At 68.6% G+C, this 24,402-nt stretch carries 30 protein-coding genes and 1 pseudogene; 23 read left to right on the top strand and 8 right to left on the bottom strand.

What is annotated here, in order from left to right; all coding sequences use genetic code 11:
* Positions 1-18 precede the first annotated feature (18 nt).
* The 14 genes from ACTWOL_RS03915 (at position 19) to ACTWOL_RS03850 (ending at position 7,768) form a co-directional block, all read left to right on the top strand.
* Entirely contained in the window at positions 19-417 is a 399-nt protein-coding gene (locus tag ACTWOL_RS03915) for a hypothetical protein (protein ID WP_474294334.1), read from the top strand.
* A 2-nt stretch (positions 418-419) separates the two neighbouring features.
* Positions 420-1,019, top strand: coding sequence for a hypothetical protein (locus ACTWOL_RS03910; protein ID WP_474294332.1), 600 nt, complete (start codon positions 420-422; stop codon positions 1,017-1,019).
* A 9-nt stretch (positions 1,020-1,028) separates the two neighbouring features.
* Positions 1,029-1,238, top strand: a complete 210-nt coding sequence (locus ACTWOL_RS03905; RefSeq protein WP_474294330.1) for a hypothetical protein — start codon at positions 1,029-1,031, stop codon at positions 1,236-1,238.
* Positions 1,239-1,311: 73 nt separating this feature from the next.
* Positions 1,312-1,791, top strand: coding sequence for a hypothetical protein (locus tag ACTWOL_RS03900; RefSeq protein ID WP_474294328.1), 480 nt, complete (start codon positions 1,312-1,314; stop codon positions 1,789-1,791).
* A 17-nt stretch (positions 1,792-1,808) separates the two neighbouring features.
* Positions 1,809-2,177 carry a hypothetical protein gene (locus ACTWOL_RS03895; RefSeq protein ID WP_474294326.1) on the top strand — a complete coding sequence of 123 codons (369 nt, stop codon included), beginning with the start codon at positions 1,809-1,811 and terminating at the stop codon, positions 2,175-2,177.
* Positions 2,178-2,207: 30 nt separating this feature from the next.
* Positions 2,208-2,363: a hypothetical protein gene (locus ACTWOL_RS03890; protein ID WP_474294324.1), complete on the top strand. Its 156-nt coding sequence runs from the start codon at positions 2,208-2,210 to the stop codon at positions 2,361-2,363.
* 3 nt (positions 2,364-2,366) lie between these two features.
* Positions 2,367-2,525: a hypothetical protein gene (locus ACTWOL_RS03885; RefSeq protein WP_474294322.1), complete on the top strand. Its 159-nt coding sequence runs from the start codon at positions 2,367-2,369 to the stop codon at positions 2,523-2,525.
* Between the two features lie 2 nt (positions 2,526-2,527).
* Entirely contained in the window at positions 2,528-2,902 is a 375-nt protein-coding gene (locus tag ACTWOL_RS03880) for a hypothetical protein (RefSeq protein WP_474294320.1), read from the top strand.
* A gap of 762 nt (positions 2,903-3,664) precedes the next feature.
* Positions 3,665-4,276 (top strand): hypothetical protein, encoded by a 612-nt coding sequence (locus tag ACTWOL_RS03875; protein WP_474294318.1) that lies wholly within the window; start codon positions 3,665-3,667, stop codon positions 4,274-4,276.
* 157 nt (positions 4,277-4,433) lie between these two features.
* Positions 4,434-4,751 carry a hypothetical protein gene (locus ACTWOL_RS03870; protein WP_474294316.1) on the top strand — a complete coding sequence of 106 codons (318 nt, stop codon included), beginning with the start codon at positions 4,434-4,436 and terminating at the stop codon, positions 4,749-4,751.
* 437 nt (positions 4,752-5,188) lie between these two features.
* Entirely contained in the window at positions 5,189-5,674 is a 486-nt protein-coding gene (locus ACTWOL_RS03865) for a single-stranded DNA-binding protein (protein ID WP_474294314.1), read from the top strand.
* Positions 5,675-5,900: 226 nt separating this feature from the next.
* Positions 5,901-6,389: a hypothetical protein gene (locus ACTWOL_RS03860; RefSeq protein ID WP_474294312.1), complete on the top strand. Its 489-nt coding sequence runs from the start codon at positions 5,901-5,903 to the stop codon at positions 6,387-6,389.
* Between the two features lie 198 nt (positions 6,390-6,587).
* Positions 6,588-7,046 carry a hypothetical protein gene (locus tag ACTWOL_RS03855; RefSeq protein ID WP_474294310.1) on the top strand — a complete coding sequence of 153 codons (459 nt, stop codon included), beginning with the start codon at positions 6,588-6,590 and terminating at the stop codon, positions 7,044-7,046.
* A gap of 311 nt (positions 7,047-7,357) precedes the next feature.
* Positions 7,358-7,768, top strand: coding sequence for an SsgA family sporulation/cell division regulator (locus tag ACTWOL_RS03850; RefSeq protein WP_474294308.1), 411 nt, complete (start codon positions 7,358-7,360; stop codon positions 7,766-7,768).
* A 749-nt stretch (positions 7,769-8,517) separates the two neighbouring features.
* On the opposite strand, the gene ACTWOL_RS03845 is transcribed toward ACTWOL_RS03850, so the two are convergent.
* The 7 genes from ACTWOL_RS03845 to ACTWOL_RS03815 all read right to left on the bottom strand — a co-directional run bounded on the left by ACTWOL_RS03845 (position 8,518) and on the right by ACTWOL_RS03815 (position 15,851).
* Entirely contained in the window at positions 8,518-10,497 is a 1,980-nt protein-coding gene (locus ACTWOL_RS03845; protein WP_474294306.1) for an ABC transporter ATP-binding protein, read from the bottom strand.
* Between the two features lie 68 nt (positions 10,498-10,565).
* Positions 10,566-11,273, bottom strand: a complete 708-nt coding sequence (locus ACTWOL_RS03840) for a lasso peptide biosynthesis B2 protein (protein WP_474294305.1) — start codon at positions 11,271-11,273, stop codon at positions 10,566-10,568.
* The gene (locus ACTWOL_RS03835; protein ID WP_474294303.1) at positions 11,270-13,141 is read right to left on the bottom strand and encodes an asparagine synthase-related protein; all 1,872 of its coding nucleotides are present in this window, start codon (positions 13,139-13,141) and stop codon (positions 11,270-11,272) included. Before ACTWOL_RS03835 ends, ACTWOL_RS03840 begins: the two co-directional genes overlap by 4 nt.
* An 82-nt stretch (positions 13,142-13,223) precedes the next feature.
* Positions 13,224-13,388: a hypothetical protein gene (locus ACTWOL_RS03830; protein ID WP_474294301.1), complete on the bottom strand. Its 165-nt coding sequence runs from the start codon at positions 13,386-13,388 to the stop codon at positions 13,224-13,226.
* A 73-nt stretch (positions 13,389-13,461) separates the two neighbouring features.
* Positions 13,462-13,611, bottom strand: a complete 150-nt coding sequence (locus tag ACTWOL_RS03825; RefSeq protein ID WP_474294299.1) for a hypothetical protein — start codon at positions 13,609-13,611, stop codon at positions 13,462-13,464.
* 268 nt (positions 13,612-13,879) lie between these two features.
* Positions 13,880-15,070, bottom strand: coding sequence for a M20 family metallopeptidase (locus ACTWOL_RS03820; RefSeq protein WP_474294297.1), 1,191 nt, complete (start codon positions 15,068-15,070; stop codon positions 13,880-13,882).
* Positions 15,071-15,083: 13 nt separating this feature from the next.
* Entirely contained in the window at positions 15,084-15,851 is a 768-nt protein-coding gene (locus ACTWOL_RS03815; protein ID WP_474294295.1) for a helix-turn-helix domain-containing protein, read from the bottom strand.
* A gap of 83 nt (positions 15,852-15,934) precedes the next feature.
* On the opposite strand from ACTWOL_RS03815, the gene ACTWOL_RS03810 reads away from it, so the two are divergent.
* Positions 15,935-16,210, top strand: coding sequence for a helix-turn-helix domain-containing protein (locus ACTWOL_RS03810; protein ID WP_474294293.1), 276 nt, complete (start codon positions 15,935-15,937; stop codon positions 16,208-16,210).
* 66 nt (positions 16,211-16,276) lie between these two features.
* On the opposite strand, the pseudogene ACTWOL_RS03805 reads toward ACTWOL_RS03810, so the two are convergent.
* A pseudogene (locus tag ACTWOL_RS03805) lies at positions 16,277-16,891 on the bottom strand (IS5 family transposase).
* Positions 16,892-17,571: 680 nt separating this feature from the next.
* Between ACTWOL_RS03805 and ACTWOL_RS03800 the strand changes: the two are divergent.
* The 8 genes from ACTWOL_RS03800 to ACTWOL_RS03765 all read left to right on the top strand — a co-directional run bounded on the left by ACTWOL_RS03800 (position 17,572) and on the right by ACTWOL_RS03765 (position 24,319).
* The gene (locus tag ACTWOL_RS03800) at positions 17,572-18,843 is read left to right on the top strand and encodes an MFS transporter (protein ID WP_474294291.1); all 1,272 of its coding nucleotides are present in this window, start codon (positions 17,572-17,574) and stop codon (positions 18,841-18,843) included.
* Positions 18,844-18,854: 11 nt separating this feature from the next.
* Complete coding sequence (locus ACTWOL_RS03795) at positions 18,855-19,139, top strand: hypothetical protein (RefSeq protein ID WP_474294289.1); 285 nt, start codon at positions 18,855-18,857, stop codon at positions 19,137-19,139.
* 19 nt (positions 19,140-19,158) lie between these two features.
* Positions 19,159-19,563: a hypothetical protein gene (locus ACTWOL_RS03790; protein WP_474294287.1), complete on the top strand. Its 405-nt coding sequence runs from the start codon at positions 19,159-19,161 to the stop codon at positions 19,561-19,563.
* 260 nt (positions 19,564-19,823) lie between these two features.
* Positions 19,824-20,027 carry a hypothetical protein gene (locus ACTWOL_RS03785; RefSeq protein ID WP_474294285.1) on the top strand — a complete coding sequence of 68 codons (204 nt, stop codon included), beginning with the start codon at positions 19,824-19,826 and terminating at the stop codon, positions 20,025-20,027.
* 55 nt (positions 20,028-20,082) lie between these two features.
* A complete protein-coding gene (locus ACTWOL_RS03780) occupies positions 20,083-20,607 on the top strand; it encodes a hypothetical protein (RefSeq protein WP_474294283.1) in 525 nt (174 codons plus the stop codon).
* A gap of 279 nt (positions 20,608-20,886) precedes the next feature.
* Entirely contained in the window at positions 20,887-21,642 is a 756-nt protein-coding gene (locus ACTWOL_RS03775) for a hypothetical protein (protein ID WP_474294281.1), read from the top strand.
* A 113-nt stretch (positions 21,643-21,755) separates the two neighbouring features.
* Positions 21,756-22,889, top strand: coding sequence for a hypothetical protein (locus ACTWOL_RS03770; RefSeq protein WP_474294279.1), 1,134 nt, complete (start codon positions 21,756-21,758; stop codon positions 22,887-22,889).
* A gap of 386 nt (positions 22,890-23,275) precedes the next feature.
* Entirely contained in the window at positions 23,276-24,319 is a 1,044-nt protein-coding gene (locus ACTWOL_RS03765) for a hypothetical protein (RefSeq protein WP_474294277.1), read from the top strand.
* Positions 24,320-24,402: the final 83 nt, after the last annotated feature.

The following is a 24,402-nucleotide window of genomic DNA, read 5'->3' as shown; positions in this document are numbered from 1 at the left end:
ACCGGCCTCAATTTCTCCATGCCCAACCCGCTCGGCTGGATGAACTTGTGCCAGGACGACAAGGGCTGGCACTCGTTCGATGTCTACGAGATCGGCCTGGGCTACACCGTCACGCACACCACCGGCCGGTTCTACGTCTACGTCGGCGGCCAGCAGCTCTACGGCGTCCAGTCCCCGCGCTTCGAGGAGATGCGCGACGAGGCCCGTGCCATGCACGAGCGGGGCATCGAGACCGCTGAAGTCCGTTTCGTGGAGAACAGCCGCCACCTGTCGATCTGTTGGTCCAGGTCCGTCGTCGTACCGCTGGACACCGAGTCGGCCTTCGAGAAGGTCTCCCGCACTTACCGGGACACCTGGATCGACCTGCCCACCCACCACAACCTGTTCGCCGGCCGCTACCACTTCCAGGAGGTCTGACCATGACCGTAGTCGGTTACACGTACTACGACGACAACTTGTGCCCGTCCTGCACGATCGGGCGGATGCGGGCCAACGGCATCAAGGTCGCCCACAGCAGTGACCACGAAGAGGCGATCCGGCGGGCCGCCGAGCGGGTTGGAGTCGACTACAGCGACGAGCGTTCCTACGACTCCAGCGACTTCCCGAAGACGATCTCCAGCCAGCAGGCCCGCACGGAGCTGACCGAGCTACCGGACGGAGAGCGCGGCGAGATCGAGGACGAGAAGTGCGACCGGTGCGGGAAGTGGATGAAGCTCGGGGAGAAGTCGTCGACCGAGGCCGGTCTGACCCGCTGGGTCCGCGACGACTACGAGCTGCCGCAGGCCCTGGCCCGAGAGATCGCCAGGAAGTTGCGCGAGTGGGGCCTGTCGCACCCGGAGTTCATCACGGAAGGCAACGTCCGCCAGGCCGCCGCGATGTTCCCGCATGACTACGCCACCGTGCACGCCAAGGGCAACCCGCAGCGCATCGTGCTGATGCCCACGCCGCAGTACGACAACGACCCCTGCTTCTACTGCGAACAGCCCTGGGAGAAGCACACGTTCACCTGCACCACATGAGGCAACCACGTGCAGGCCGATGCGCCGCACGGCCTCCGTGAGACCAAGCCCACGAGCGAGCGGCAGCCCGAGCTGGGTGACTGGCTCGCCTGGGAGGAGGCCCGTCTGTCCTGGGACGAGGAGGACGAGAACTTCCTGGAGGCCGAAGCGAACGCGCACAACGAGATCGCGCTCGCGGCCCGCGCGCTGTACGCGGCGAAGCGGCGCCTGCGCGGCTGACCGGACAGCTTCCGTCCGCCCCTTCAGGGGGCGTGGCGGTGGCCGGCCGGCCAACCACCCCAGGAGGAACCCCGTGTCCGAGGGCCCCGACAACAACTCCCACTACCTGGTCCGTACGAACATCAACCTGATCTTCTTCGACACCCTCACGCCCACCCTGGAGATCGACTCCGTCGACCACGACCACCACCGCATCGAGCACCGCAGCGGCCCCAAGCGCTACGGGGTCGAGGAGAGCCTGCCACGCCTGTTCAGCCAGCTCGAGACCAAGTTCAACCTCCCCAACGACCACGACGGCCGCGGCGATTACAAGATCACCACCTACGTCTGGCTCGACCTCTTCCACGCCGGCACCGACACCGCATACCTCGCCTTCGAGGACTTCGACAACGAGGGCAGCGATGACAACGTCGTCGTCAGGACCATCCACGGCGCACTGGCCGACGAGATCGAGGTGATGAACCGAGCCCAGGCCGCCTTCTACGACCTGCTGGTCAAACGCAACACCGACCCCATCCTCGGCGGCTTCTACGGCGGCCGTCCGACCACCTGAACCCAGAAAGAGCACCCGTGGACGACACCACCGCACACGACACCCGTATGTACATGGCCCGGATGCTGACCCGGATCGGCATCCCCGAGATCACCCCCGACAACCTGAGCATGGTCATCCACCGCGCCCACATGTGGGAGATCAGCGTCGGCTACCCCCCGCGCACCGGATGCCTGGTCCCCTCCGACTACGAGGGACTCATCGGCCTCACCGCACTCATGCCCCACGAGAAGACCGCCGCAGAGTTCCGGGACGCGCTGATCCAAGCGATCACCCTCGACGCAGACACGTGGATGCGGCACAACGCCGACGAGATCAACAAGCTCATGGCACCCCCGTCCTCGCCGGTCGACCTGCCCCATCCATTCCACGCAACGTTCGAATAGATCGCCGCGATCGACTGGAACAACGTTTCGGTGGACGGCGACAACCACCGCGATGCACGGGCACTCGCCGGACGCATCTTCGACTTCAACGAGTACTACGCGTCGAAGAACGCCCACCTGTGTTCCAGCATCGAGGGCTGGCTCGCGAACTATTCCGCCGCGCACGCCTACCGACCGGAGAACTGACTCGTGGCCACCACGTACGACCTGTTCGTCACCAGCTCTGATGGCGAACGCACCTTCAAGTCCACCCGCAGCCCGTGCGCCCAGCGCGAGGACGCCCACCGCACCGTACCGATGCTCATCGCCGACCACCTGTGCGAGCCGATGCCGACCGAGGAGAGCTGAACATGAACATTCCCGTTTTCCGTAGCCGCTACGGCGGTTCGATCCAGTGGCGCGACGGCAAGCAGCACCTCGCGGACCCGGCCGTCAACCACGGCTACCACCACATCGTCGCCTGGCACATCTTGCTGGGCTCGAACGCCTACTACACGATCGACCGCTGCGCCGAGGCGAAAGCCGCCGGTGCTCCGAAGGACGTCTTTTCCTCCGACACCATCGACCGCTTCAAGCCGACCGAGCGCAAGAGCTGGCAGCACTGGGGCACGTTCGGCGGCACCGACCAGGACCGCGAAATCGTCGAGCACATCGTCGCGGAGCTGGACCGCCACACCAGGGCTCTCGCCGCGCACCGCGCCGCCATGAAGGGAGCCGGCCGGTGAGCCCGATCGAGCTGCGCACACTGATCCATACCGCGCTGAACAAGAAGGCCGGCATATAGTACGGCGATATCGTCAGCGTTGAACAGATCCCACCTGTGCCCGGCGAGCCGGTGCGCCTGCGGGTGCAGGCACCGGACCCGATGGGCGAGGTCCGCACCCACCTGATCGAGATCCGCGAGGAGAGCTGACGCAGCCTGCTCCCGTTGCCCCGGCCCGGTGTGGCCGGGGGAGTCCGGCGCCTTCGGTGCCAGCCCCCCGACGGTCGGCTGCTGCCGGTGTCACTGTCGTGGACGTGACCGTCTGGACCGCACACACCGCCGCGACGGCAGTGATGTCCGGCCGCGGCCGTCGGCACACCGAAGGTCGCCCGGATTAGCGAGCTGTATCGCGAGCGGGCGCCGGCGGGTGACTGAACTGGATCGACGCAGTCGATCCGGAAGCAGATCTGCAGGGAGCATCGGCACCGCACCCCCTCGACCACGGGCGCGGTCACTTCGTGGACTCTGCGGCAGGTCAGGCCGAGACGTACGGCGCGAACTGCTCCCGCTTTGGCGCCGCCTGGGGGCATGACCCGCCAGATCTCACGCAAGCGGTGGCCCACCCGGTCAGCACCGAGGCTGTGAACCCAGCCTGGTGGTGAAGCGCCACCGCCGCGAACCGCAAGGTCCCGGAGGCAGCCGAGGACCTCACATACGACACGAGCGAAGAAGCCGCCGGCTCTTCGCTCGCAGCCAACACCACCACGACAGACGGAGACGCCACGTGATGCTCGCGATCGGCGCGCTGCTCGGCTGCGCCGCCACTTTGCTCGCCCTTGCCATCCGGCGCGCCCTGACACTCGCGCCGCACTGCGGGTGGTGCGCGACCGCCTCGAACTGGCCAACCTCCCAGCACGACGCCCTGCTCTGCCGCGGCTACGTCCAGGACCGTCGCCTCGAACGGCTGTGCGACATCAGGCACCGCCTCCCCGTCGAGGAGCCGAACCCGTGGGGCGAGGCGTACCTGCTCGACGAAGAGATCGCCCGGCGAGCGGGAGCCGATGCAATGAGCACCAAGGCCACGACAGCCGTCGGTGACTTCGCCCGGACGCTCGCCGAGCTGGCCGACGGATACCCGACCGACCCCGAGGGCACCGCGCCCGTGATCGTCACGGTCGCAGACCCGGCGACCGGAGAGCAGCGCCCGGTCCCGATCGAGCCCGGCCAGCTCGACTGGGTGACCGCCCTGGTACGGGGCGAGCTGGACACCTTCCGCGCCGCCCACTCCGACGGCACCGGCTACTGCGGGCACTGCCGGGGCACCGGCCTTGCGGGTGGAAGCGGCGGCGCCGCCCTGCTCGCCGAGCTGCCCGCCGACGACGGGAGCCGTCCGTGACGTCCGTCACTCCGCCGCCGTGCCCGGACTGCTCGATCGTGACGGGGCGGATCGAGGTCGAGGGTGAGGAGGTCTGGGACTGCACGGCCCCGACTGCACCCGCCGCACCTACGATACCGGCGACGAGAACGACGACTTCGACCCGCCCTCCTACAGCGTGCCCGACGAGCTCTTCGGCGTGATCATCTGCGACGGCACCGGCGAGGTCGACTCCGAGGCGACCGCCGAACTGGCCCCCCAGGACGGCCCCGATGACCAAGACCAGGACGACGACGCGAGCCCCGCCGAGCCCATCTCGATCAGCCTGCAGGGCTACAGTCTCATGCCCGATCCCGGGAACGTCTTCATCAAGGACTGGTCCGAGCACTCGGGCCTGACGGCTCGCCTGGAGCGGGCCGGTCTGGTCAAGCCGGTGCACGCACTCACCGTCGGACCCTTCGGTTCGACGGCTTACGAAGTGCAGGTGACGCTGTGAGTCCCGGGATCCTCATCACCGTGGGGCTGGTCCTGCTGCTGTTCTGGTTCCCTGGCGGTCGTCCACCGAGGCAAGATCGTCGATCTCGAACACTCCTACCGGCTCGCCTGCAAGGTCGGCGACACCGCACGAGCGGACCAACTGGAGGCCGAGTTGCGGGACATCCGGGCATCACACCGGAGGTCTGGTCGGGGGAGTGGCCGGTAACCCAGCGAAGAACACGAGCCTGATCGGCGAAGCCGATTCGGGACTCGGAATGACAAGCATTCGATCAGCACAGCTGATTCGAAAGAAGCACTGAAAGAGAACATCATCTGATCGGCGAAGCTGATCCGGATGGTGGTGTGACAAACACCCGAACATCTCAACAACCCATTCACTGCGCGCGGACGATGACATCGATCCGGGCGCTGCGCTGTATTCAAGGAGAATCCATCATGTCGAACCCGAACAGCACCGCTTCCGTCATCGGCCGCCTGGCGAACGACCCGAAGGTCTTCGAGAACAAGGACGGCTCGAAGAAGGTCATGCTCACCGTCTTCGTTGACCGCAGCTACACCGACGCCCAGGGCAACCGCATCTCCGACGCCCTTCCGTTCGAGGCCTTCGTCCGCGCACAGACCCCGGGCACCGGCCCCTTCGCGCATGTGCACAAGGGTGACCTGGTTTCCCTCAGCTACGAGCCCCGCATGAACCGGTACACCAAGAACGGTGTGGAGGTCTTCGAGGTCAAGCTCGAGATCCAGAACATCTCCTTCCTGGAGTCCCGCGCGACCACCCAGGCCCGCCTGGCCGAGCGCGTTACCAAGGCCGAGGCCCAGAACCAGAACCTGCAGGCCCAGGTTCCCGCCCCGGTCGCCGCTGCGGTTCCAGCCGTCGTGCACGCCGCCAGCGCTGTGGACGAGGAGCTGCCGTTCGGCTGAGCCCTGCTAGCAGGCACCGGCCGGGGCCGTTCTCGACCAACGCCGGTTCAGCCGCGCATCGCCCCGCACGAACCCCTCTCGTGTGCTGTGAGGGAGTGGCACCCACGGAGTCGCCCTGCCCCACGGAGTCGACATCCTCGGGGCCCCCGGACCGACACATCCCGAGGAGAAACCCACGTGACCTCGGTGAAGTAGCCCACCCGCCCTACTCGAAAGGCGAGCTGACATGGACGACACGACCCGGGCCGCGGTGCAGTCGTACTATCGGCTGACCGAGACCCTGCGGGCCGCTCTTGAGGACCCGCACCGCTCCGAGGAAGCGCTGACCTCCGCCGCGTACGAGGCCAACCGGCTCATGGGCGCCGCGGGGCTCCTGGGCCGCCCGCAGTACGAGATCATCGCGCTCGTCCACGAGATTAACCAGGACAAGTACCCTCGCGAGCCCGCTGCGGAGCCGCAGCCGACCATATGGCTCGTCACCCGGGGCGAGGACCCGGGCGCGATCCCGTGCGTGGACGAGGCGACGGCCCGCGCGTACGCCGAGGAGCGGTACCGCGAGGATGAGAACCCCGACGACCCCGCCGTCCTGCGCTGGGACGATGACGGGGAGCTGATCGACGACTCGATTCCAGGGAGCTACCAGGGCACGGGCACCGGTTGGAACATTGCCGAAACGCCCGTGATCCGCCCCGCCGACCTCCCCGACGCCGACTAGGAACACCCGGGCAAGCAAGCAGCGCCGGCCCGCGTATCCGTACGGGGCTGGCGCTGGCCTACCTCAAGACCAGACCCGCCGCGTAGCGTCAACTGCACTCATAGCGGGCCCTGTTGTGTGTACTGCATCGCCGGTGGCCAGGTACACCCACCATCCCAGGTTGTCAGCCCAGGACCCCGTCAACTCATCAGGAGTGTCATGACCTCTCCGGTTCCCCGTGCCCCGACCGTCACCGTTCCCTCTGCCCAGTGCGGCGCCCCTCCGGCCGCCAGAGTCGAAGAAGTCTGGCATAGCCACGGCTCCAACGACCCGGACCTCCTCATCGTGTGGCACGAGCCGACACAGCACGGCCGAGACCGCGGAATGACCATCGCGGATGTCGTCGCACGCTACCCCGAGGCTGAGTTCGTCATCGCCGACCTCGCCTGGTTCCCCTGTGAGGCCGAACACCACAGGTTCTACCTCACCGGGCACGGCGCACCTGAACCAGTCGCCGTCTCCGAAGATACAACCGCCGTCGCGATGTGGGCACACGGCTACCTCAGCGCCGCGAACGCGATGGGCGGATGGAGAGCGTTCGCGGCGGAAATCGAGGACCGCGAGGACCGTGAGGCCGCCGACTGGGCCGACGAGGCTTCCCGCAACCCCCATCTGTAACCGCAGCCCGTCGCAAGAAAACGAAGCGTCCCGGCAGCCACCTTCCGGGGCACGCCCCACGGTTCGCCGTGGCTTCGTTCCGGCGCCGCATCCGTGCCCCCTCGCAGCTCTCCCCCTCACGCAGGCCCACCCCGCCGCCCTCCCAGGCCGGGTGGGCCTGGGCATACCCACCTCGCCCGGCCCGTACCCAGACCCCCGGTCCGTCCGCTTCCCCGGCTGGCTTGGCGTGACAGAGCGTGGCGCCGGAGGTTCTGAGCGCCTCTGCGGCAACGCACCGGCCCGCCTGGGGCAACATTCCAATGGAGCACCGAATGGAAACGCAGTTTTACGTGCACCTCGACTTCCCGGCAGCCGCGTGTGCCCTAGCCCGTCTGTCCTACTCGCCGGACACCCCACACTGCGTCGAGGTCACCTTTGACCTGGGCGGTGACCATGCCCCGGTGATGTGGACCCTAGGGCGGGAGCTGCTGAGGGACGGACTGAGCGGGCCCGCGGGAATGGGCGATGTGCAGATCGACCCCACCGATCTTCCTTCGCACACATTGCGCCTTCGCCTGGATTCCCCGCACGGGACCGCCGAGTTGAGCCTGCCTGGTCAGGCGCTCGCCGACTTTCTCCGACGGACCGCGAAGGCTGTCCCCTACGGCCGCGAGGCGGAAACGCCCGGGTTCCTCACGAACCTGAACCGCGCGCTGGCCAGCATGCTTGCCGAGTCCTGCTGACCGGGTCACGCTCAGCTTCCGCGCCCGCCACCCCCCTTCCCCGAGCAGTTCCCCACTGGGCAGGTCCCGGGGTTGCGGTACTACGTGCCCCACGACGGCGTCCACCCCCCTGCCCTGGGCGCGGGATCGCCATCGTCTGCGAGGGGGGCGCGAATACCGTGAGATCCTGCTGCGGCGCGTGCGAAGGCAGCACCGTCGGCATCCCCATTGGTTCCTGCAAGTGCCGTGATGCGCGAGAAGTAAACCCCGGCCGTCCGAGATCAGAGCAGCTGATCCGGGCGATCTACGACACACCACCACGTCTTCTGCACGGAGCGGTTCGAATCCGCAGTGCGCCGACTGATCCTCGGCATGCGCCAGTTGGCACACCGTGTAGACCGACCGCGGAACAGGTTCGATTCCTGAGCGCTGCAGCTGATCCCTGCGGTGCGTCCCTGGAGATCTCCGCGGCTCCGGCTTCCCCAGCACCCCGGTGCGCGCTCTGCCTTCGGGCAGCAGTTGCGCCGGGGTGCTGTTTTTCTTCTTATAGATGCGATCCGTGAAACGAATCCACTTCTTTAGCCATCCCACCCCCCCGGTCAGTCGAGACAAGTGCTCGGACATAGTCTCGCGCCTCGGCGCCGCATACCCAGAGCGGACAGTTTCGGCGTCGGCGCACACCGGGACCTCTCAGGCCAGGCCATCCCGGACCAGCCGGACCTACGGTTCGGGCTGGGTATCGGGCCGCGGGTGCTCCGTGGCGTGGGTTCTCAGGTGCGGTCGTAGTTGGCGGCCTGGAGTTTCCACATGGCGGCGTACTCGGATCCTTCGGTGGTGAGCAGGGTGTCGTGGGTGCCTTGTTCGAGGATGCGGCCGTGGCCGAGGACGACGATGTGGTCGGCGTTGCGGGTGGAGCCGAGGCGGTGGGTGATGAGGAGGACGGTTCGTCCTTTGCTGAGGGTGCGGATGCGTTCGTACATGGCCTCTTCGGCTCGGGGGTCGAGGGCTGAGGTGGGTTCGTCGCAGATGAGGAGTGATGCGTCGGTGCGGTAGAAGGCGCGGGCGGCGGCGAGGCGTTGCCATTGGCCGGGTGAGAGGTCGCGTCCTCCCCATTGGGAGGGGGAGAGGTAGGTGTCGAGGCGGTCGGGGAGCTGGTCGATGACGGTGTCGGCTCCTGCTGCTTGGGTGGCGGTGCGGATGGAGGTGTCGTCGCCGGGGCCTTGTCCGAGGGTGATGTTGTGGCGGGCGGTGGTCTGCCAGCGGGAGATGTCCTGGGGCAGCATGGCGAGGTGCTCCCATACGGCCTCGGGGTCGGCGTTGGCAAGGTTGGTGTTGTCCCAGGAGACGGTGCCGCTGGTGGGTTGGTAGAGGCCGGCGAGGAGTTTGGCGAGGGTGGACTTGCCGGCGCCGTTGTGACCGACGACGGCGAGGACCTGACCGCGGTGCAGGGTGATGTTGATGTCTTTGAGGACGGGTTCGCTCGCGCCCGGGTAGCAGAAGGTCAGGTTCTCGGTGCGGATCGTCGAGGGCTGGGCGGGCACGGCGGCCATGTCGGTTCCCGTGCCGGTGCCTGTTTCGGTGGCGGGTGCGGCGTGGGGGTGGGTGGTGGTGCAGAAGGTGTCCCAATCGCTGAGGTAGAGGCCGATCTTGTAGGTGGTGTGGAGGCCGGTGACGAGGCTGGTGAGGAGGTTGCGGCCGGTGAGGACGGCGATGAGTGCGGTGCCGGCGGCGGGCAGGGGGATGGCGTCGGCGGTGACGAGGGCGAGGAGCGCGGCGTAGACGAGGAGCATGCCGGTGCCGGAGATGGTGTCTCCGAGGAGTTGGTAGCGTGCGGTGCTGCGGCCGACGTGGGCGGCGTGGGTTTCGAGGCGGCGGGTGACGTCGGCGAACTCGGCGAGCAGCCAGGTGCGCATGGTGTTGGCGCGGATGTCGAGTGCGGTGGCGCGGCCGGATGCGTAGTACATGAGGGTGTGGCGCAGGCGGCGGTCGGTGAGGGTGTGGCGTTCGGCGCGGTGGGCGGCGCGGGCGGCGTGGACGGCGGCGATGCCACGGGGGATGACGGCCAGGAGCAGCAGGGGGACGAGGGCGGGGTGGAGGGCGGCGAGGACACCGGTGGCGGCGAGGATGCCAATGGCGGCGGCGGCGACGGCGGCGAGGGCGTCGATCATCTGGTGGGCGTCCTTGGAGGCGCGGTTGGCTGCCTCGCTGTGGTCGCACCAGGCGGGGTCGTCGTAGGCGGCCAGTGGCACGCGGGTGACCGCGTCCAGGTACTGCAGCTCTGCCTGTCCGTCGACGCGGGGTCCGAGGCGGGCGGTGATGGTGAGGGTTCTGGCGGAGGCGGCGGCGCGGGCGATGGCGGCTGCGGTGATGACGGTCAGGGCGGGCACGGCGTCGTGGAGGCGGTCGGTGACCGGTCCGGTGGCGAAGAGGTGCTGGAAGGCGCTGCGGGTGGCGTAGAGCCCGGCGGCGGTCAGCGTGCCCCAGGTGAGTTGGAGGGCGGCCATCCAGAGGACGGCGCGACGGTCGGTGTGCCAGGCGAGGCGCAGGACGAGGGTGGCCAGGGCAGGCAGGCGGCGGGCCATGGTCCAGGGTGGGTCGGTGAGGGCGTCGTCGTGGCGTTCGGCGCTGACGGTGTATTGGGGCAGGGCATCAGGTTCTGCGTGGGTGCGGGTGGCTCGCCACCGGGGTAGGAAGCGGTGGGCCGGGTTGGTTGCTTCGGATGTGATCTTGGAGTGCAGTGTGTCGGTCACGTCTGGAGCAACTGTTCACCCGGATGGGTGGTTGCGGTGGCGAGGGGTGGCGAATTTCCGTTCGGGCGTTAGACCTTGAGGACGGTCTCGTAGGGCCAGGCTTCGTCTTCGGGGGCTTGGCCGATGATGTGGCCGTCGGCTTCGATCCAGGCGTGCGCACCGTGGGGCAGGAATCGCGCGCCGAGCACGAAGTGCATCTGTTGACCGGTCAGGGCTCCTGCCAGGAGGGTGGCGAGGGTTTCCTCCAGGCACGCCGCGCGGCCGGGCCAGCCGCGGGTGGCCTGCCGCACGGCGGCGTGCAGGAGTTCTGCGCGGGCCGCGGTTGCGGGCCGTCCGGGCAGGCGGCGGGCCGCGCGCACCGCGGTAAGGGTGTGACGTAGAGGCAGGCAGTGCAGGAGGGTCAGGGCGAGCGCGAGGCCGGTGCGGGCGGCGAGCCGGGCCGGGAAGGACGTAGGCTGGTGCCGCGCCACCTGCACGCGCATCGTCTGGGGTGCGGGTTCGGCGGGTGGGGCGGGGGTCAGCAAGTGGCTGCCGGTGAGGTGTTCGGCGACACGGGTCAAGTCGGTGCGTACGGTGTGCGCGTCGGTTCCGCGGTCGGCCCACTGCCGGGTCAGGTCGTCGATGGCGTCTGTGATCGGGGTGCCGGTGATGATGCGCTGCCACAGGTCACTGCTGATGGGGTCGAGGAAGCGCCACCGTCCGCGGCCGTGACGGGTATCGAGCAGTGCGGTCCCGTGGACGGTGACGGCGTGGTGCAGGCCGGTCGTACGGGTCATGCGTGTGTCTCCGTGGTCTCGGTGGCTGGTTCCCACCAGTGGTCGCGGGTGGTGGTGAGAGCGCTGAGCCACAACTCGGCGGCGATCAGGTAGTGCAGGGAGCCGAGGGGGGCCATCTCGCCCCGCGCGGCGGCCGCCAGGGCGGCGAGGGCGGGGGCGGGATCGAGGAGCCCGGCCTCTGCGAGCCGTGAGCCGGTGATGACGGCGTTCAGCCTGGTGTGGTTGGCCCGGACACCGAGGTGGAGACTGGCAGTCATCGCCGTCTTGGTACGGCGGGTGAGGATCTCGCCAGGGACGGCGCCGGTCAGGGCGGTGCGGGCGAGGGGTTTGAAGTCACCGGGCACCCAGCGCTGCCAGCCGGGGACGGTCAGGCACGTGTCCACCACTTGTGTGTCCAGGTACGGGGCGTGCATGGGCAGGTGCCACAGCTGGCGGGTGATCTGGTCGTAGGAAGCGTGCTCCTCGGCCATGCGCTCCAGCGCCAGGCGCTCGTGCACGGTGCCGGGCAGGGCGTGCGGATCGGCGGTGGCGGCGCGGGCGTCGGCGGTGTCGGCCACGATGCGGCGGCCGGCCGGGGTGAGCCAGGCGGCGGCCGGCAGCGGGCCGCACCAGGTGAGCAGGTGCGCGGGCTGGAGGTAGGCCGGACCTGCCTGCCGGCCGCCCTGGCGCAGCCGTGCGGCGAGGCACTCGAGCGCGCGCGGCTGCGGGGTGCGGGCTGTGATGGCCGCTTGGGTGAGGCAGGCGTGCAGCGGGGCGCGGCGGGCGCGGGCGAATGCGGCCAGTTGCCGGGCGGCGTTGGCGGTGTCACCACAGCGTGCCCGGTCGATGGCGGCAAGGGGGATGGAGTCGAGAACGTTGTCCCCTCCGCGGCCGGTGAGGTGCAGGCGCGCGTGGTGGGCGCGGGCGGGGGCGAGCTGGGCGCGTTTGATGGCGAGCAGACCGAGGCTGAGGGAGGGGCTGTCCGTGGTGGGAAGGGCTGCCAGGTCGTCGAGGCCGTCGAAGTGGCGGACTTTCTCGTGGGCGCCGTTGATCTCTACGTGGGTGATCGACGGGTACACGGCCGCCACGGTGCGGGCGTAGCGGATGTCGTCCTGGTCGGCCATCTGGGCGTCGGTGTAGGTGACGGCGACGAGCGGGTGGCGGGCGGCGGCCAGCGAGGTGAGGCAGCTGCTGTCGATGCCTCCGGACAGGTCCGCGGAGATCATCCCGGGGGCGCTGGTGCATCGGCGCTCGACCGCCGTCATGAGGTGTGGGGCGAGGAGTTCCGCGGCCTGGTCGAGCGTCCTCGTGCCGAGGGTGGGGATGGTTTCGATGGACGGGGTGCGGCCGGTCTGCAGGACGAGCGCGGATCCGGGCGGGACGCGGTGGATTCCGGGGAAGAGCGACGCCCGTTCCAGCGGGTCGACACCCGTGACACTGAGCGCGGAGAGCAGCGGCACGAGGTCGGGTTGGGCGTTTTGGTAGGTGGCGAGGGCGAGTTGGGAGGTGGACCACAGCACGGTGTCGCCGTCGGTGGTCCAGTACACGACGTGCACGCCGGCGCGGTCTCCGGCGACGCGCACCGTGCGCTGGGTACGCACGAGCGTGAGGTAGGAGCCGGGCAGCCGCGTCGCGGTGGCCCATGCTCCGCGTTCTGCCGCGTCCCGTGCCTCGCGCAGCTCGGCAGCAGATGCCAGGCAGGTGCCAACCGCGAGGACTTCGGCGCTCCCGCCGAGCGCGGGGCTGTGCGCGAGCTCTTCGGCCAGGTATCCGACCGCCCACAGCGGCGGTCCGTCGAACGGGACCGGTAGGGCACCGCGGGGCCGCAGGCCGGGCAGGTGCCCTGGCTCAGGGCGAGCGGCGGAGAACGCTCCCACGATGAAACGCATCGATCCTCCGTGTCTGCTGAAACAGTCGAAGCGCGACGCGGGCACGATCCCTTGCCAGGGGTCGTGCCCGCGCCAGTGCTGACTACCAGTTGCTGTAGTACTGGGTGTCGTCAGCGTTGTTGGCACCCGCGTGGCCGAGGGTGGCCGTCGTGACAGGGCCGAAGTCGCTTACGCCCGGCGTGATGTAGTCGGCCTCGGGCACGGTCGGCTCGGTGGTGGTGATGGCGGTGGTGGTGGCGTTCTGCATGCTGGTCTGCCTCTCATGACGTAGGGGTGGTGGTGTGTCACTTGACGAACCGGCTGTCTCGGCGGGCGGATCGTCAGTCGAAGTACTGGGTGTCGTCCACGCGGTCGAAGCCCGCCGTACCCAAGGTCGCCTGGGTGACAGAACCCAGATCGCTCAGGGCCGGCGCGACGTACACACCGGCCTCGGGTTCGAGGTCTTGATCGTGATCGTGGTCGTCGTTCATGGCTGCCTTCCCCATGGCCGCCGCGTCCCCGCATACGCGACGAGGCGGCCGCCGATGGTGTCGGCCGTGCAGGTCGAGCCTGTAGAGGGGCGGCAGGCTGCCGCCCGTCGAGTCCGGCCAGCTCGGTCATGACGGCTCCCCGCCGTCCACCGGCGGGAAGGGGTTGGTGCTGCCTCTACTTCACCGGATTCGAAGGCCTGTTCCCAGAGATGGAGTTGGGGACTTTCTGGGTGCCAGGGTGGGAGATACCTGGGACCGGACTGGTGTGTCAGCCGTGTTGCAGCAGGTTGAGTGCTGCGTGCTGGTAGGCGGCGTAGACGGCGGTGAGGTCGGCGAGGTGGGCTCGCTCGTCGATGCCGTGCAGTCCCTCGTAGCGGACGCCGAACCCTGCGGTGGCCGCGATGCCTTCGCCGGCGAGCAGGTTGCCAATGTTCGACGGGCCCGCGACCTTTGCTCGGGGGGTGAGACCCGCAGCGCGGGCGGCGTTGAGCAGGGCGGCGGCGGGCTGCTCGTGTTCGGCGAGTTGGAAGGGAGGCCAGGCCGCGACCGGTGTCACCCGGGTGGGTGTGGGGGCGGGCAGGTGGGCGTCGAGTTCGGCAGTGGCCTTGCGGACCAGGGCCTCTGCGTTGTGTGCGTCGAAGGCCGGGGTGGTGCGTACGTCCACGTTCAGATCGCACCGGTCCGGGGTGACGGAGAAGCCCTCGCCGCCGTGGACGGAGGTGACCGACAGTTTCGGGGGGAGCGGGAATCCCGAGGTGGCATCGGGGCCGGGAAGGCCCGCGTCGTCCAGGAGGCGGATGAGGTGCGCGGCCCGTGTGATCGCTCCGGTGACGGTACGGCTCGATCCGGAATGGCCGGAGGGCGCGTGCACGGTGAGGGTGGCGCGCCAAAGGCCCCGGCCGCCGACGACGACGTCGTCCAGTCCGGGGTAACCGATCATGACGCCTGCGGGACAGTGCGCGTGGGAGTCGTTGAGGTAGGCGCGGGCGCCGCCGAAGGTTCCGGTGTGCTCATCGACATCGAGTAGTACGGCGAGTCCGCCGTGCAGCTGCGCAGCGCGGGGCATGAGGTCGGCAGCGATGTGGCAGAACATAGCGGCAGCCAGTTTCGAGTCGGCCGCGCCTCGGCCGAGTAGCCATCCCTCCCGCACGTCGCCCGCAGTCGGGGAAAAGGACCAGGCTTCCTCGTCGCCGTACGGGGCGGTATCCAGGCAGGCGTCCAGGGCCCACCAGCGGCCGGGGTGGCGACCGGGAATCTCGACCAGCAGGCCTACCAGCTCCCCCGCGGAGTCGCGCAGACGCCGGTGAGGCAGGGCGTGCGCGGCGAGCCATGCCTCCAGGACGTCCAAGACAGGCTCGTAGGCGTCGATCCCGCCTCGGCTGGGGCGCCGGATCAGCTCCTGGGCAAGGCTGATCACGGATCCGGTGCGGGCCTGGACCTGCTGAAGGTGGTGACTCACGCTTCTCCCTGGGTCAGTTACGCCGGCGCGGCAAGGCGCGAACGGCGTCGATGGTCTCGATCGGGCGAGCGGATGCGCATGCCTCACGTCCGTGGTGGACCAGCCCGATGGCTGCTGTCCGGTCGAGCAGGGCTCCGCAGTCGAATCCGTCGGCACCGTGGAAGGACGGCAGCGGCACGATCGCCGCGGACTCGGAGGCGACGAAGAACCGCTCCGGCGCTACGGCTGGATCGACCATGCCGATGTGCAGGGTCTTCACCCCGTTGCGCCGCTCGCACGGGTCACGCAACTCCAGCAGGCGCACCAGGTGATCGGTCAGAGCCTGATGGCGCGGCGGTCCGTACAGAACCCGGTAGTGAATCAAGTCCAGTTGCTGGGCGACGGCCGTCTCGATCGCGGTGAGGTACATCTGCTCGCGACTGCGGGAGCCGGTGACGACGAGTTGCTCCTGCGCGCCGACGACCACCTCCACCATGGCGTCGATCAGGTCGGCCCAGCGGGTGAGCACCTTGACGACGGCGTCGGCCGGGGCCGTTCCCATCAGATCCGCCGGGGCACCATCCTGATGAGCGAAAAGCAATTCACTGCGCTCGCGGTACAGCTGGCACAGCCCGGCACGGTTCCGTTTACCGGTGCGCCTGCGGCCGGATTCCCAGGCGCTCAGGATGCTCGCGTCCGCAGCGCCACCGGTGATGGCGTTGAGGGCGTCGGCCGCGTCCTCCAGCGTCATGTTCCTCGCTAACCGGGCCCGCCTGAGCGCCGATTCCTCCCCACGTGACATGCCCACCACCCCTAAATGTTGCCTATAAGCTACAGACGGTGTCGCTTATAGGCAACGACCAGCGGGTCGGATAGCGTGAGCCCATGCCGAACTCGCCTGCCACACAGGACAAGAACACGGTGCTGGCCAGGCGCCAAGCCTTCGGGCGCCGCCTGCTTGCCCTGCGCACGGAGGCAGGTCTTTCCCAGGCCCAACTGGCGCAGGCGGCCAGCCTGAACCGAGCCTTCTACGTGGGCATCGAAGGCGGCAAACGCAACGTGTCGCTCGACAAATTGTTCGCCCTCGCTGATGCGCTCCATGTGGACGTCGCCGAGCTCTTCCATCCGTCCGATAATCAGGCCACTCCCTCGTCCCGCTGAGATAGTCGGCTCCGCCGGGCAAGCCACGGCACGGGCACCCGGAGACCACTAGGCACTGTTCTCGGATCATGTGCGGAGCCAGATGATGAGGGCTGCGAGGGTGACGGTGCCGAGGTAGATGTAGGCACGTTTCTCGTAGCGGGGGGCGACGGCGCGGAAGCCTTTGAGGCGGTTGATGGCGCGTTCGACGGTGTTGCGCTTGGTGAATCCGCTGCGGGATCGTCCCAGACACTCGCCGATCGGACTACCTCCTCCAGCCGGACGCCAGTTTCCGTCACATCGGAGCGACCCGGTTCGTCCCCCCGAACGTTCCCCCTTTGAAGACACGTGGCCGCCGGCGCTTTCCTCGCGCCGGCGGCGTGCTGGTGGGCCCGCACCGCGGTCGAGCCCACGGACACGTCCCAGTCGATCTGGCCCGCGGCGTCCTCGGCTGCCTGGATGGGAGACAGCGGCATCTTCCACGTTCCATCCGCTGACCAGCGGCAATGTCGCTTGTAGGCGGTCTCCCACGGCCCGAACCGTTCCGGGAGGTCCCGCAAACTGCACACCCGTCCGGACCCGGTAGAGCACCCCGTTGATCACCCGACGGTGGTCACTCCACCGCCCCCACGTGCACCACCAGGAGGGAGGAACGACTCCAGTCGATCCCACTCCGACGTTGGTCAGATCTCCACGGCCCATTCAGCCACCCTTACCCCAACTCCCCACTCCTGTCCGGAGATCCGAGAAACAGTGCTTAGTGGCTCGCCTTGCTCGCCCGTGAAGGCAGTGAGCACAAAGGATCAGCGGAGCTGATCCGGATCTGGCGTTGAAGAACATCCTCGTCACGTCAGGAGCTGAGCCATGAACTGCCCGAACTGTGCCATCGACATGGAGTCGAAAGCCCACGGCGTCCGCGCCAGCAAGACGGCCGAGAAGGTCACGCACACCTGTTCCGAGTGCGGCTACAGCGAAACACGCTGAGCGGCTCCTCCTTCCCTCCGGCTGCAATCTCGAAGCAGACCACGCTCTTCGCCGAGACGGCCAAGGACGCATTCCGCCCGAGACTCCCCATGTCCTCTGCCGCTCCACCGGACGCCACCTGCTGTTCGGCAGCAAGGGAGTCGCCCGCTGCTCGCCGGCGACCGGGACGCCATGCGCGACCTGCATGTCGATCGCTCCGAGCAGATCGTCCCTTTCGTGGCTGGCGTCGTCGTTGGCTCACCCATCGTCCGGTGCTTGCTGCGGAACCCGACAAGACCGGTGTTGCGACAGCCGCCGACACCGCCTTGGTCGCGAACTCCATCTGCCTTCCGCGGACCTGATCTCCGCCTCGGCACGACCACACGCCCAGAGGGAACCTGACCACAGATGGAGCACCAGTGCCTTCTACCGTTGCTACGCCGCAGACCGCCCCCGACCCCGATCTCAAGGCCCGCCGCTGGCCGCCCATCATCTGGGCGGCATTCATTGGAACCTTCACCATCCGCGCCTTCGGCTTCGCCTACCCATTCCTCCCCTATCACGCCAACAACCTGGGCTTCTCCGCCCATATGACCGGTTGGATCGTGGCCAGCTTCGGCGCCGGCTGGCTCGTAGGGCAGGTCGGGTGTGGGTGGCTGTCCGACCGATTCGGTCCACGCGCGACGCTCGGCTACGCCATGGGGGCAGCTACCGTGATCCTGCCGGTGCTTGCTGAAGTGCGGTCTCCAGTGGCACTCCTCGTATCGTCATTCCTCACCGGAGTGGCATATGACGCAGCACGGCCGGTGATCACGGCACTCATCGACGACACCTTTCCCACCAAGGCGCAGCAGGTACTCGTGAGCGGGTGGCGTCACTTCTGCGTCAACATCGGAGCCGCGCTCACTGGATCACTGGGTGGCTACCTCGCTGCCACAGCAGGACTACCGACGCTGTTCTGGATCAACGCCTGCGCCTGCGCATTGTTCGGGTTTGCCGCGGTGCTTCTGCTCCCGCCCCGAAGGCCAGGCCCGGGCCTGGACTGCAGCAGTCCGAGCTACTCCCAGGCACTGCGTGACAGCCGCCTGTGGTTGCTGTCCCTGGCCAGCCTCTGTGCTCTCACCTGCGCTGGCAGTGTCTTCACGGCACTGCCGATGCTTATGAGCTCGGACGGCCTCGACGCTACTGCGTACGGGTGGACGCAGGTGGCAAACGCAGCCGCCGTACTCCTTCTCTCCCCCTTCTTGACCCCTTGGCTCAGCAGACGCGCCGCACAAGGCGAACCCATGACAGGCCTGCTCGCCGCCAGCTCCATCCTCCTCGGCATCGGCATGGGCCTAGCTGGCCTGGCTGACTCCACGACCGGATACTGCCTTGCCGCTGCCGCTGCTGTACCCGGCGAGATCATCCTCTTCATCGCGGCAGGAGATCTTGTCGGCCATCTTGCCCCGCCTGGAGCACACGGACGGTACGCCGGCCTGTGGGGCTGCAACCTCGCGCTGGCCGTCGTCACCGCGCCTCTCATCGCCGCGTGGTCGCTCAGCAACGGCGGGGGTGTCACCGCGACTTGGGTTATCTGCGGTGCCGGAGCGCTCGGGGCTGTCCTGTGCTGGCCCTTGCACTCCAGCATCCGTACCCCAGGGGCATCCTCTCTGCGGTTACCGAGTAGTGCTGACAGCACAGCCAGGTAAGGAAGAGGCCTTTGGTCACCAAGGCAAAGCAGTTCGGCGAGGCAACCTTTCTTCGCCAGCTCCCCGATGACAAGCACCTCGCCTTCTCCGGCCGCATCGGCATCATCGTCCGCCATTCCCAGAACAGCACTGACGACGCCGGGGTGTTCGTCCACTGGCTGACGAAGCCAGACGACCTCGTGCACCAGGACCTCGCTGCCCTGGAGGACACACGCATCTACGGCGTGTGCTGCGAGCTCGACGAGCTCGCCTTCTTCGAACCCATGCCTGCGGCCCACCCCCAGCACAAGCACTGACCAAGGAGCACTGACCATCATGAGTTTCCTCAGCCGCATTGGCTTCATCGAGACCGAAGAGCAGGAGCGGACCCGGCTGGCCCAGGCCCCCGAAGGCTCGCTGAACCACTACCTGTCGACTCTGTCCGTGACCATCGACGAGTGGCCCAAGGACCTGCTCGTCGAACTGCCCTGGCAGGAGCCGCGCACAGACCAGGCCTACCGCGTCGTCGTGGTGCCGATCGAGTTCCGGAAGGACGCTCTGCCCGAGGGCGCCGAGGAGGAGCCGCTGCCGCGCAAGCGCCACTCGGGCTCCTGGATGTGCGCCGTGGTGTTTTCGACTCACCCGAACTACCCGGCCGGCGGCTTCCGCATCGACGTCCCGGCCGCCGAGATCGCCCGAGGCCGGAAGGTCGACCTCGCTGGGGCCCTGGGCCAGGCATGACCCCACGAGCACAACGCATCCCCACCATCAGCCCCCGCAGGGATCACGCCCTGCCGGGGCCCCTGTTCTCGCCGCACTCGACTGAGACAGCAGGCAGACGCCATGTCCCGGACCGGATCCTCTCCCGTCCTCCTCGTCTCGTGGCGCCGCGTTCTGTTCCCTGACCCCATGCTCCTCAACACCACTCAGCAAAAACCAGTTCCGCTATCTCCACCGTCAGTGAAGAGCAGAAGACCGACGCCGTCCACCGGCTGGGGGTGATGTCCGAGCGGCACCCTGAGCTGAAGCGCCGTGTGGCGGACGCCCGGCTCAAGCTCGCTGCCGCCGTTCTCGCCATGGACGCCGTGGACGAGCGAATCCAGGCCGGGGAGAAGATCCACTCCCTCCAGGAGCAGGAAGCCGTCGAATCGGCGAAGAACGCCCATGCCCAGGCCTTGGCTGACCTTTTGCGAGGCGAGCACTGAGCCGCACTGGCTCGTCCTCCGGAACCATAACCGAACCTCGTAAAGGGGCCTCGTCATGCCCGATGCACCCGAATACACGCCCCGCAGCGTCTACACGCTGGAACCGCACACTGATTTTGTGACCGCCGAGAACGGATACATTGCGATCGAGGCCATCGCCGAGCGCGTCTACGGCAAGCCGTACAGCTCGCTGCGCGGATGCCAGCGGGACGACGAGCACATCGGCAATGACAGCGTGAAACTCTACGAGCTCACCTCCGACGGGGACTATCTGCAGGCACTCGGCGACCTCGCCGACGCCGAGATCTACCTGGGCTGGGACTCCCGCACCGGCGAGAGCGCCTTCAAGACCGGCATGACGGAGCTGGACTACTGGCTGAGCATCCGCGTCGCCGACGACAACACAACAGCCACCGTCGAGGCGAACCCGCCGGCGAGGCAAGACCTTGAGAACGCCGTGTTCGAGGACCGGTTCTTCGCCGATCGCGCCTTCTCGCCGTCGCTGCGGCTGGTCCTGGCCGATCTGATCCGCTGCGGCGAACTGCCGCGGGGCGACTACCTGTTCCGGCACTGGTGGTGACCGAAGCGGAACGACAATTGGGAAATTGCTCAGTCCCAGACATTCGTCTTTGACGTCGCAGCGTGCACCGACGGCGGCACCCGCAAGACCGCGACCGGCCGCGACCGTGACGAACTCTTCTGGTGGTACCGGCTCGGCTCCACCTGAACCTCATCCCCGCCTACCGCACCGTATTCGGTCTGACCGGCTAGGGCGCCCCAACTCCCGCACGGTGCCGTGCCCCTTGGGCGGGGCGCCCCACGACCACGGCACACGCACCAATCCCGAGGAGAACCCCGGATGTCCACGCTCACCGCACGCCCCAGCCTCACCAAGACACGTCCCGCGTACGTCGGCCACACCGGCGCCATGCTCCGCGAGGCGCTCGAAGCGATCGGGATCGTTTACCACGTTGACAAGCCGTGGCGCGGCCTGCCTACGGAGTACGTCGTGTGCAGCGTGCCGGAGCGTGCGCGGGTGTGGATTCACTGTGTGGCCGACCCGTCCGCCCGCACCCTGGAGGGGCGCCGCTTCTCCGATCACTACGACCTGCCCACGTTCGCACTGTGGGCCGTGGCCGCCACGGTCACCGACGACGAGGGAACCCGGTTCGTCTTCAACGGGTTTGGCGACGAGCACAAGCCCACGGCGAGTGCGGGCATGCAGGCCGGGCAGTGTGCTGCCGTCGTGGCTGGTCACTTCGGGCTGACCGTGCCGGAGCCTGAGTACACCTGTCTGCACTGCGCGCGCGTTATCGAGTGGATCGAGGCCGACGGGCAGGGCGCTTGGTACGACTCGTCCAACTGGATCGGGTGCGTGGACGGCGAGAGCGTGCACGCCCCGGAGCCGCTGTGCGGCTGGTGCGAGGACTACGGGCTGATCGAGGTCTTCGACGACCCCACGGACGCCCTGAAGGGGCACACCACGTGCGACAACGCGCCGTGTGTCGCCCGGCGCATCATGCGTAGCGATCAGGCCGAGCGCGAGCGCCAGGCCGCGCAGGTGCAGGCCGCCGCGCACGAGTGCACCGGCCCCCTGTGCTGCCCCCCGTTCTAGCCGTCATGGCGCCCCGACCCTGCGACGCGTGCGGGCGGGTCGGCCGGTTCGAGACCGGCCGGGGGCACTTAGCACACACCCGACCACGGTAGCAACCCGAGAGGAATCCCAGCATGACCACGCAGGCCCGCAGCATCGTCCGGGAGACCGTCAAGCCCGAATACACCCGGTACACGCCGACCAACGGCAAGAAGCCCGACGGCGCCGACTTCGGCGCTGACGGGTGGCTGTTCGCGCTGCCCGGCGAGATGCTCGGCGGGGTTCGGTTCCCGCAGGCCATGTACGCCGCCTTTCACGTGAGCGAGCGCGGCGCGCTGTTCTGGAGGGTGCGGGAGGTGGGGGGCGAGCGCAGGCAGGTCGGACCCGACAGCACGACGCGTAAGGGCGCGCTCGCGCTCGCGGTGAACTCGGTTGCCCAGCAGCGGGAGGAGGCCGTTGCGCCAGCAACTCGTGACCCGGACGCCCGTGCGCGCGGTGCTGCGTCGCGCCTGGCAGCCGAGGGCGGCGAGAGTTCCCAGGTGTCGGCCACCATGACCGAGCGGCTAGGGCGGATGCGTACGGGCCAGCTCGCCGCCCTGCCGACCGTCGCGGAAATCCGGATGGCGTACCCGCTCGCGGGTGGGGGCGCCATGCTGCGGCTGATGACCGCCGAGGGCAGCACGGCGGAATGCCACATGATCCCGCTCACGGAGCGGGGTGCGGCCGGGCGGGAGAACGACCCGGCCGGGACCTACCTGGACACCATCACCGACGGGGCGAACACGGAAGGGCTGAAGATCGCCGCCGGTTGGCACCTGATGCGGCTTGGCTTCAACTACGCGCGTGGCGCGGCCTGGGCGCCGTACACCGGCAGCGCGAGCAGCGAGGCGCAGTGGAAGGAGTGGGCGCCGATGCTGCCTGAGGGGCATCGATGGCCGCACACGGTACGCGTCGCCATCGTGCCGACCGCCGAACATCTCGCCTACATAGACCGCGCGTTCGGTCCCGCGCCGAAGCTGCCGGACCTTCCAGCCGGTGTGAGCGCGCACCCGTCCGGCCCTCGTTCCTGGCAGATCAGCTACGCCAACCGCCGGTTCTGGCAGCTCTCCTACTGGCCCCGTATGGGCGGCGACGTGTGGACCCTGTACACCGACCCGGCCCGTACCAAGTCCCTCGCCAGGGCCGCGAGCGCCAGTGAACTCCTCACCACCATCCCTGCTCGTGACGCCGAAGCGCAGGTCCGCGCGGCGGCCATCAAGGCCTACTGAGACGGGATCCGACACGATGACAGTCACGATCATCGCGGCGCGCGGCCGGTTGGTCCGGCACCACACGGCCAGCGTGCGGCGCGGTCAGCGCCGCATGCTTCACCCGCGCCACCCAGTACAGCGGGGGCCGGGGACGGATGACCGACGTGCACGGGCGCCCTGCACGGCGCCCGTGCACGCCGACGAACGTGGCCCACGCATTCCGTTCGGCTCAACAGCGCCCTGATGTATGACCAGGTCGCCGTGAACCTCACGCACGAGCCAGTCGTCGGCATCGGCTCCGCCGCCAGCAGACCAACGAGGCCGCCCGTGTGCCACCCGGCGTTCCTGGGCCTCCCGATCCTACGAGTAGCCGGAATCAACCCACCTACACAGTAAGGACACCGATGGTCACCGTCGACTTCACCCCGAAAGATATCCCCGCCTTGCGCCGGGCCGCGAAGTTCCTGCGTCGTACGGAACTGAACCTGCCGGCCACGGCCGACTCCAAGACCCACGACGCCATCCTCATCTCCGCTCTGCGGCTGGACGACCAGGCCGACGAGCTGGGCGGGCAGGCCCCGGATCCGACCGTGCGGGAGACCCGGCGCCCGATCTTCAACCAGCTCGTTGCCCCCGAGGCCGGCGGGCCCGTCTTCCACGAGGAGGCGAAGGCGCTCCTCGACGCCCACGAGGACGCGATCCGGGCAGCCGTCGCGGTGGGCGTGTTGTGCCTCCAGGGCGCGATGCTCGCACTGCACCCGAAGACCGCGAACCCCCGGCACGGTTGCTGCGCGACGCCGAAGGTCTGCAAGGGGACGCACCGGCCGGAGTGCCGGAGCAGCGAGCACACGATCGGCGGTCAGGTGCCGTGGCCGTGCAAGTCGGTGCGCGCCGTCGGAATCACCAGCGACGCCGACGCCGAGGCGGTACGCCAAGCCCTGCGTGCTCTGGAGCGCCAAGCTGACCCGGACGGCTACCCGAGCCGGAAGAAGACGAACCGCGGCCGCACCGTGCATGCCACCCGGCAGCTCGATGACGGCATCGGCGACGCCGGCGCGTGCGGCATGTACTTTCCGCGGGACACGGTGAGCAGCCTCGAGGACCCCGACACCGAAGTGTCGTGCCAGGCCTGCGTGAAGGCGCTGGCCCGCAAGGAAGCCGAGGCCGCGGCCGCCGCTGAGGACGCTCACCGCTGCACGCTGCCGCCCACCCGCCGCCTGGCGTGCGGCTGCTGCCCGCACCAGGTCTGCGAGGACTGCGGCGACTGCGCCCACACGTGCGAGTGCGGTACCGGCGGAACTCCCGCCCAGCCCGCCGGGGCCGCCGGTGAGTTATGCCCCAACGGCCAGCCCCGCCCGGAGTGCTCCGAGAGCGACCCATGCGAGCCCTGCTGGCAGGACCGGCAGGAGGAGGGCGACGCGATCGAGGCCAGCATGGGCCTGCGCTGAACCCCGCCCCACGACCTGCGCCGACGCTGCCGACCGGTACGCCCGGTGGATCCGCGAGCCCGAGCAGACCGACACCGTGCGCC

This window comes from Micromonospora sp. IBHARD003, assembly GCF_056106285.1.
The sequence above is the reverse complement of the archived record's forward strand: the minus strand, read 5'-3'. Positions and strand labels throughout refer to the sequence as shown.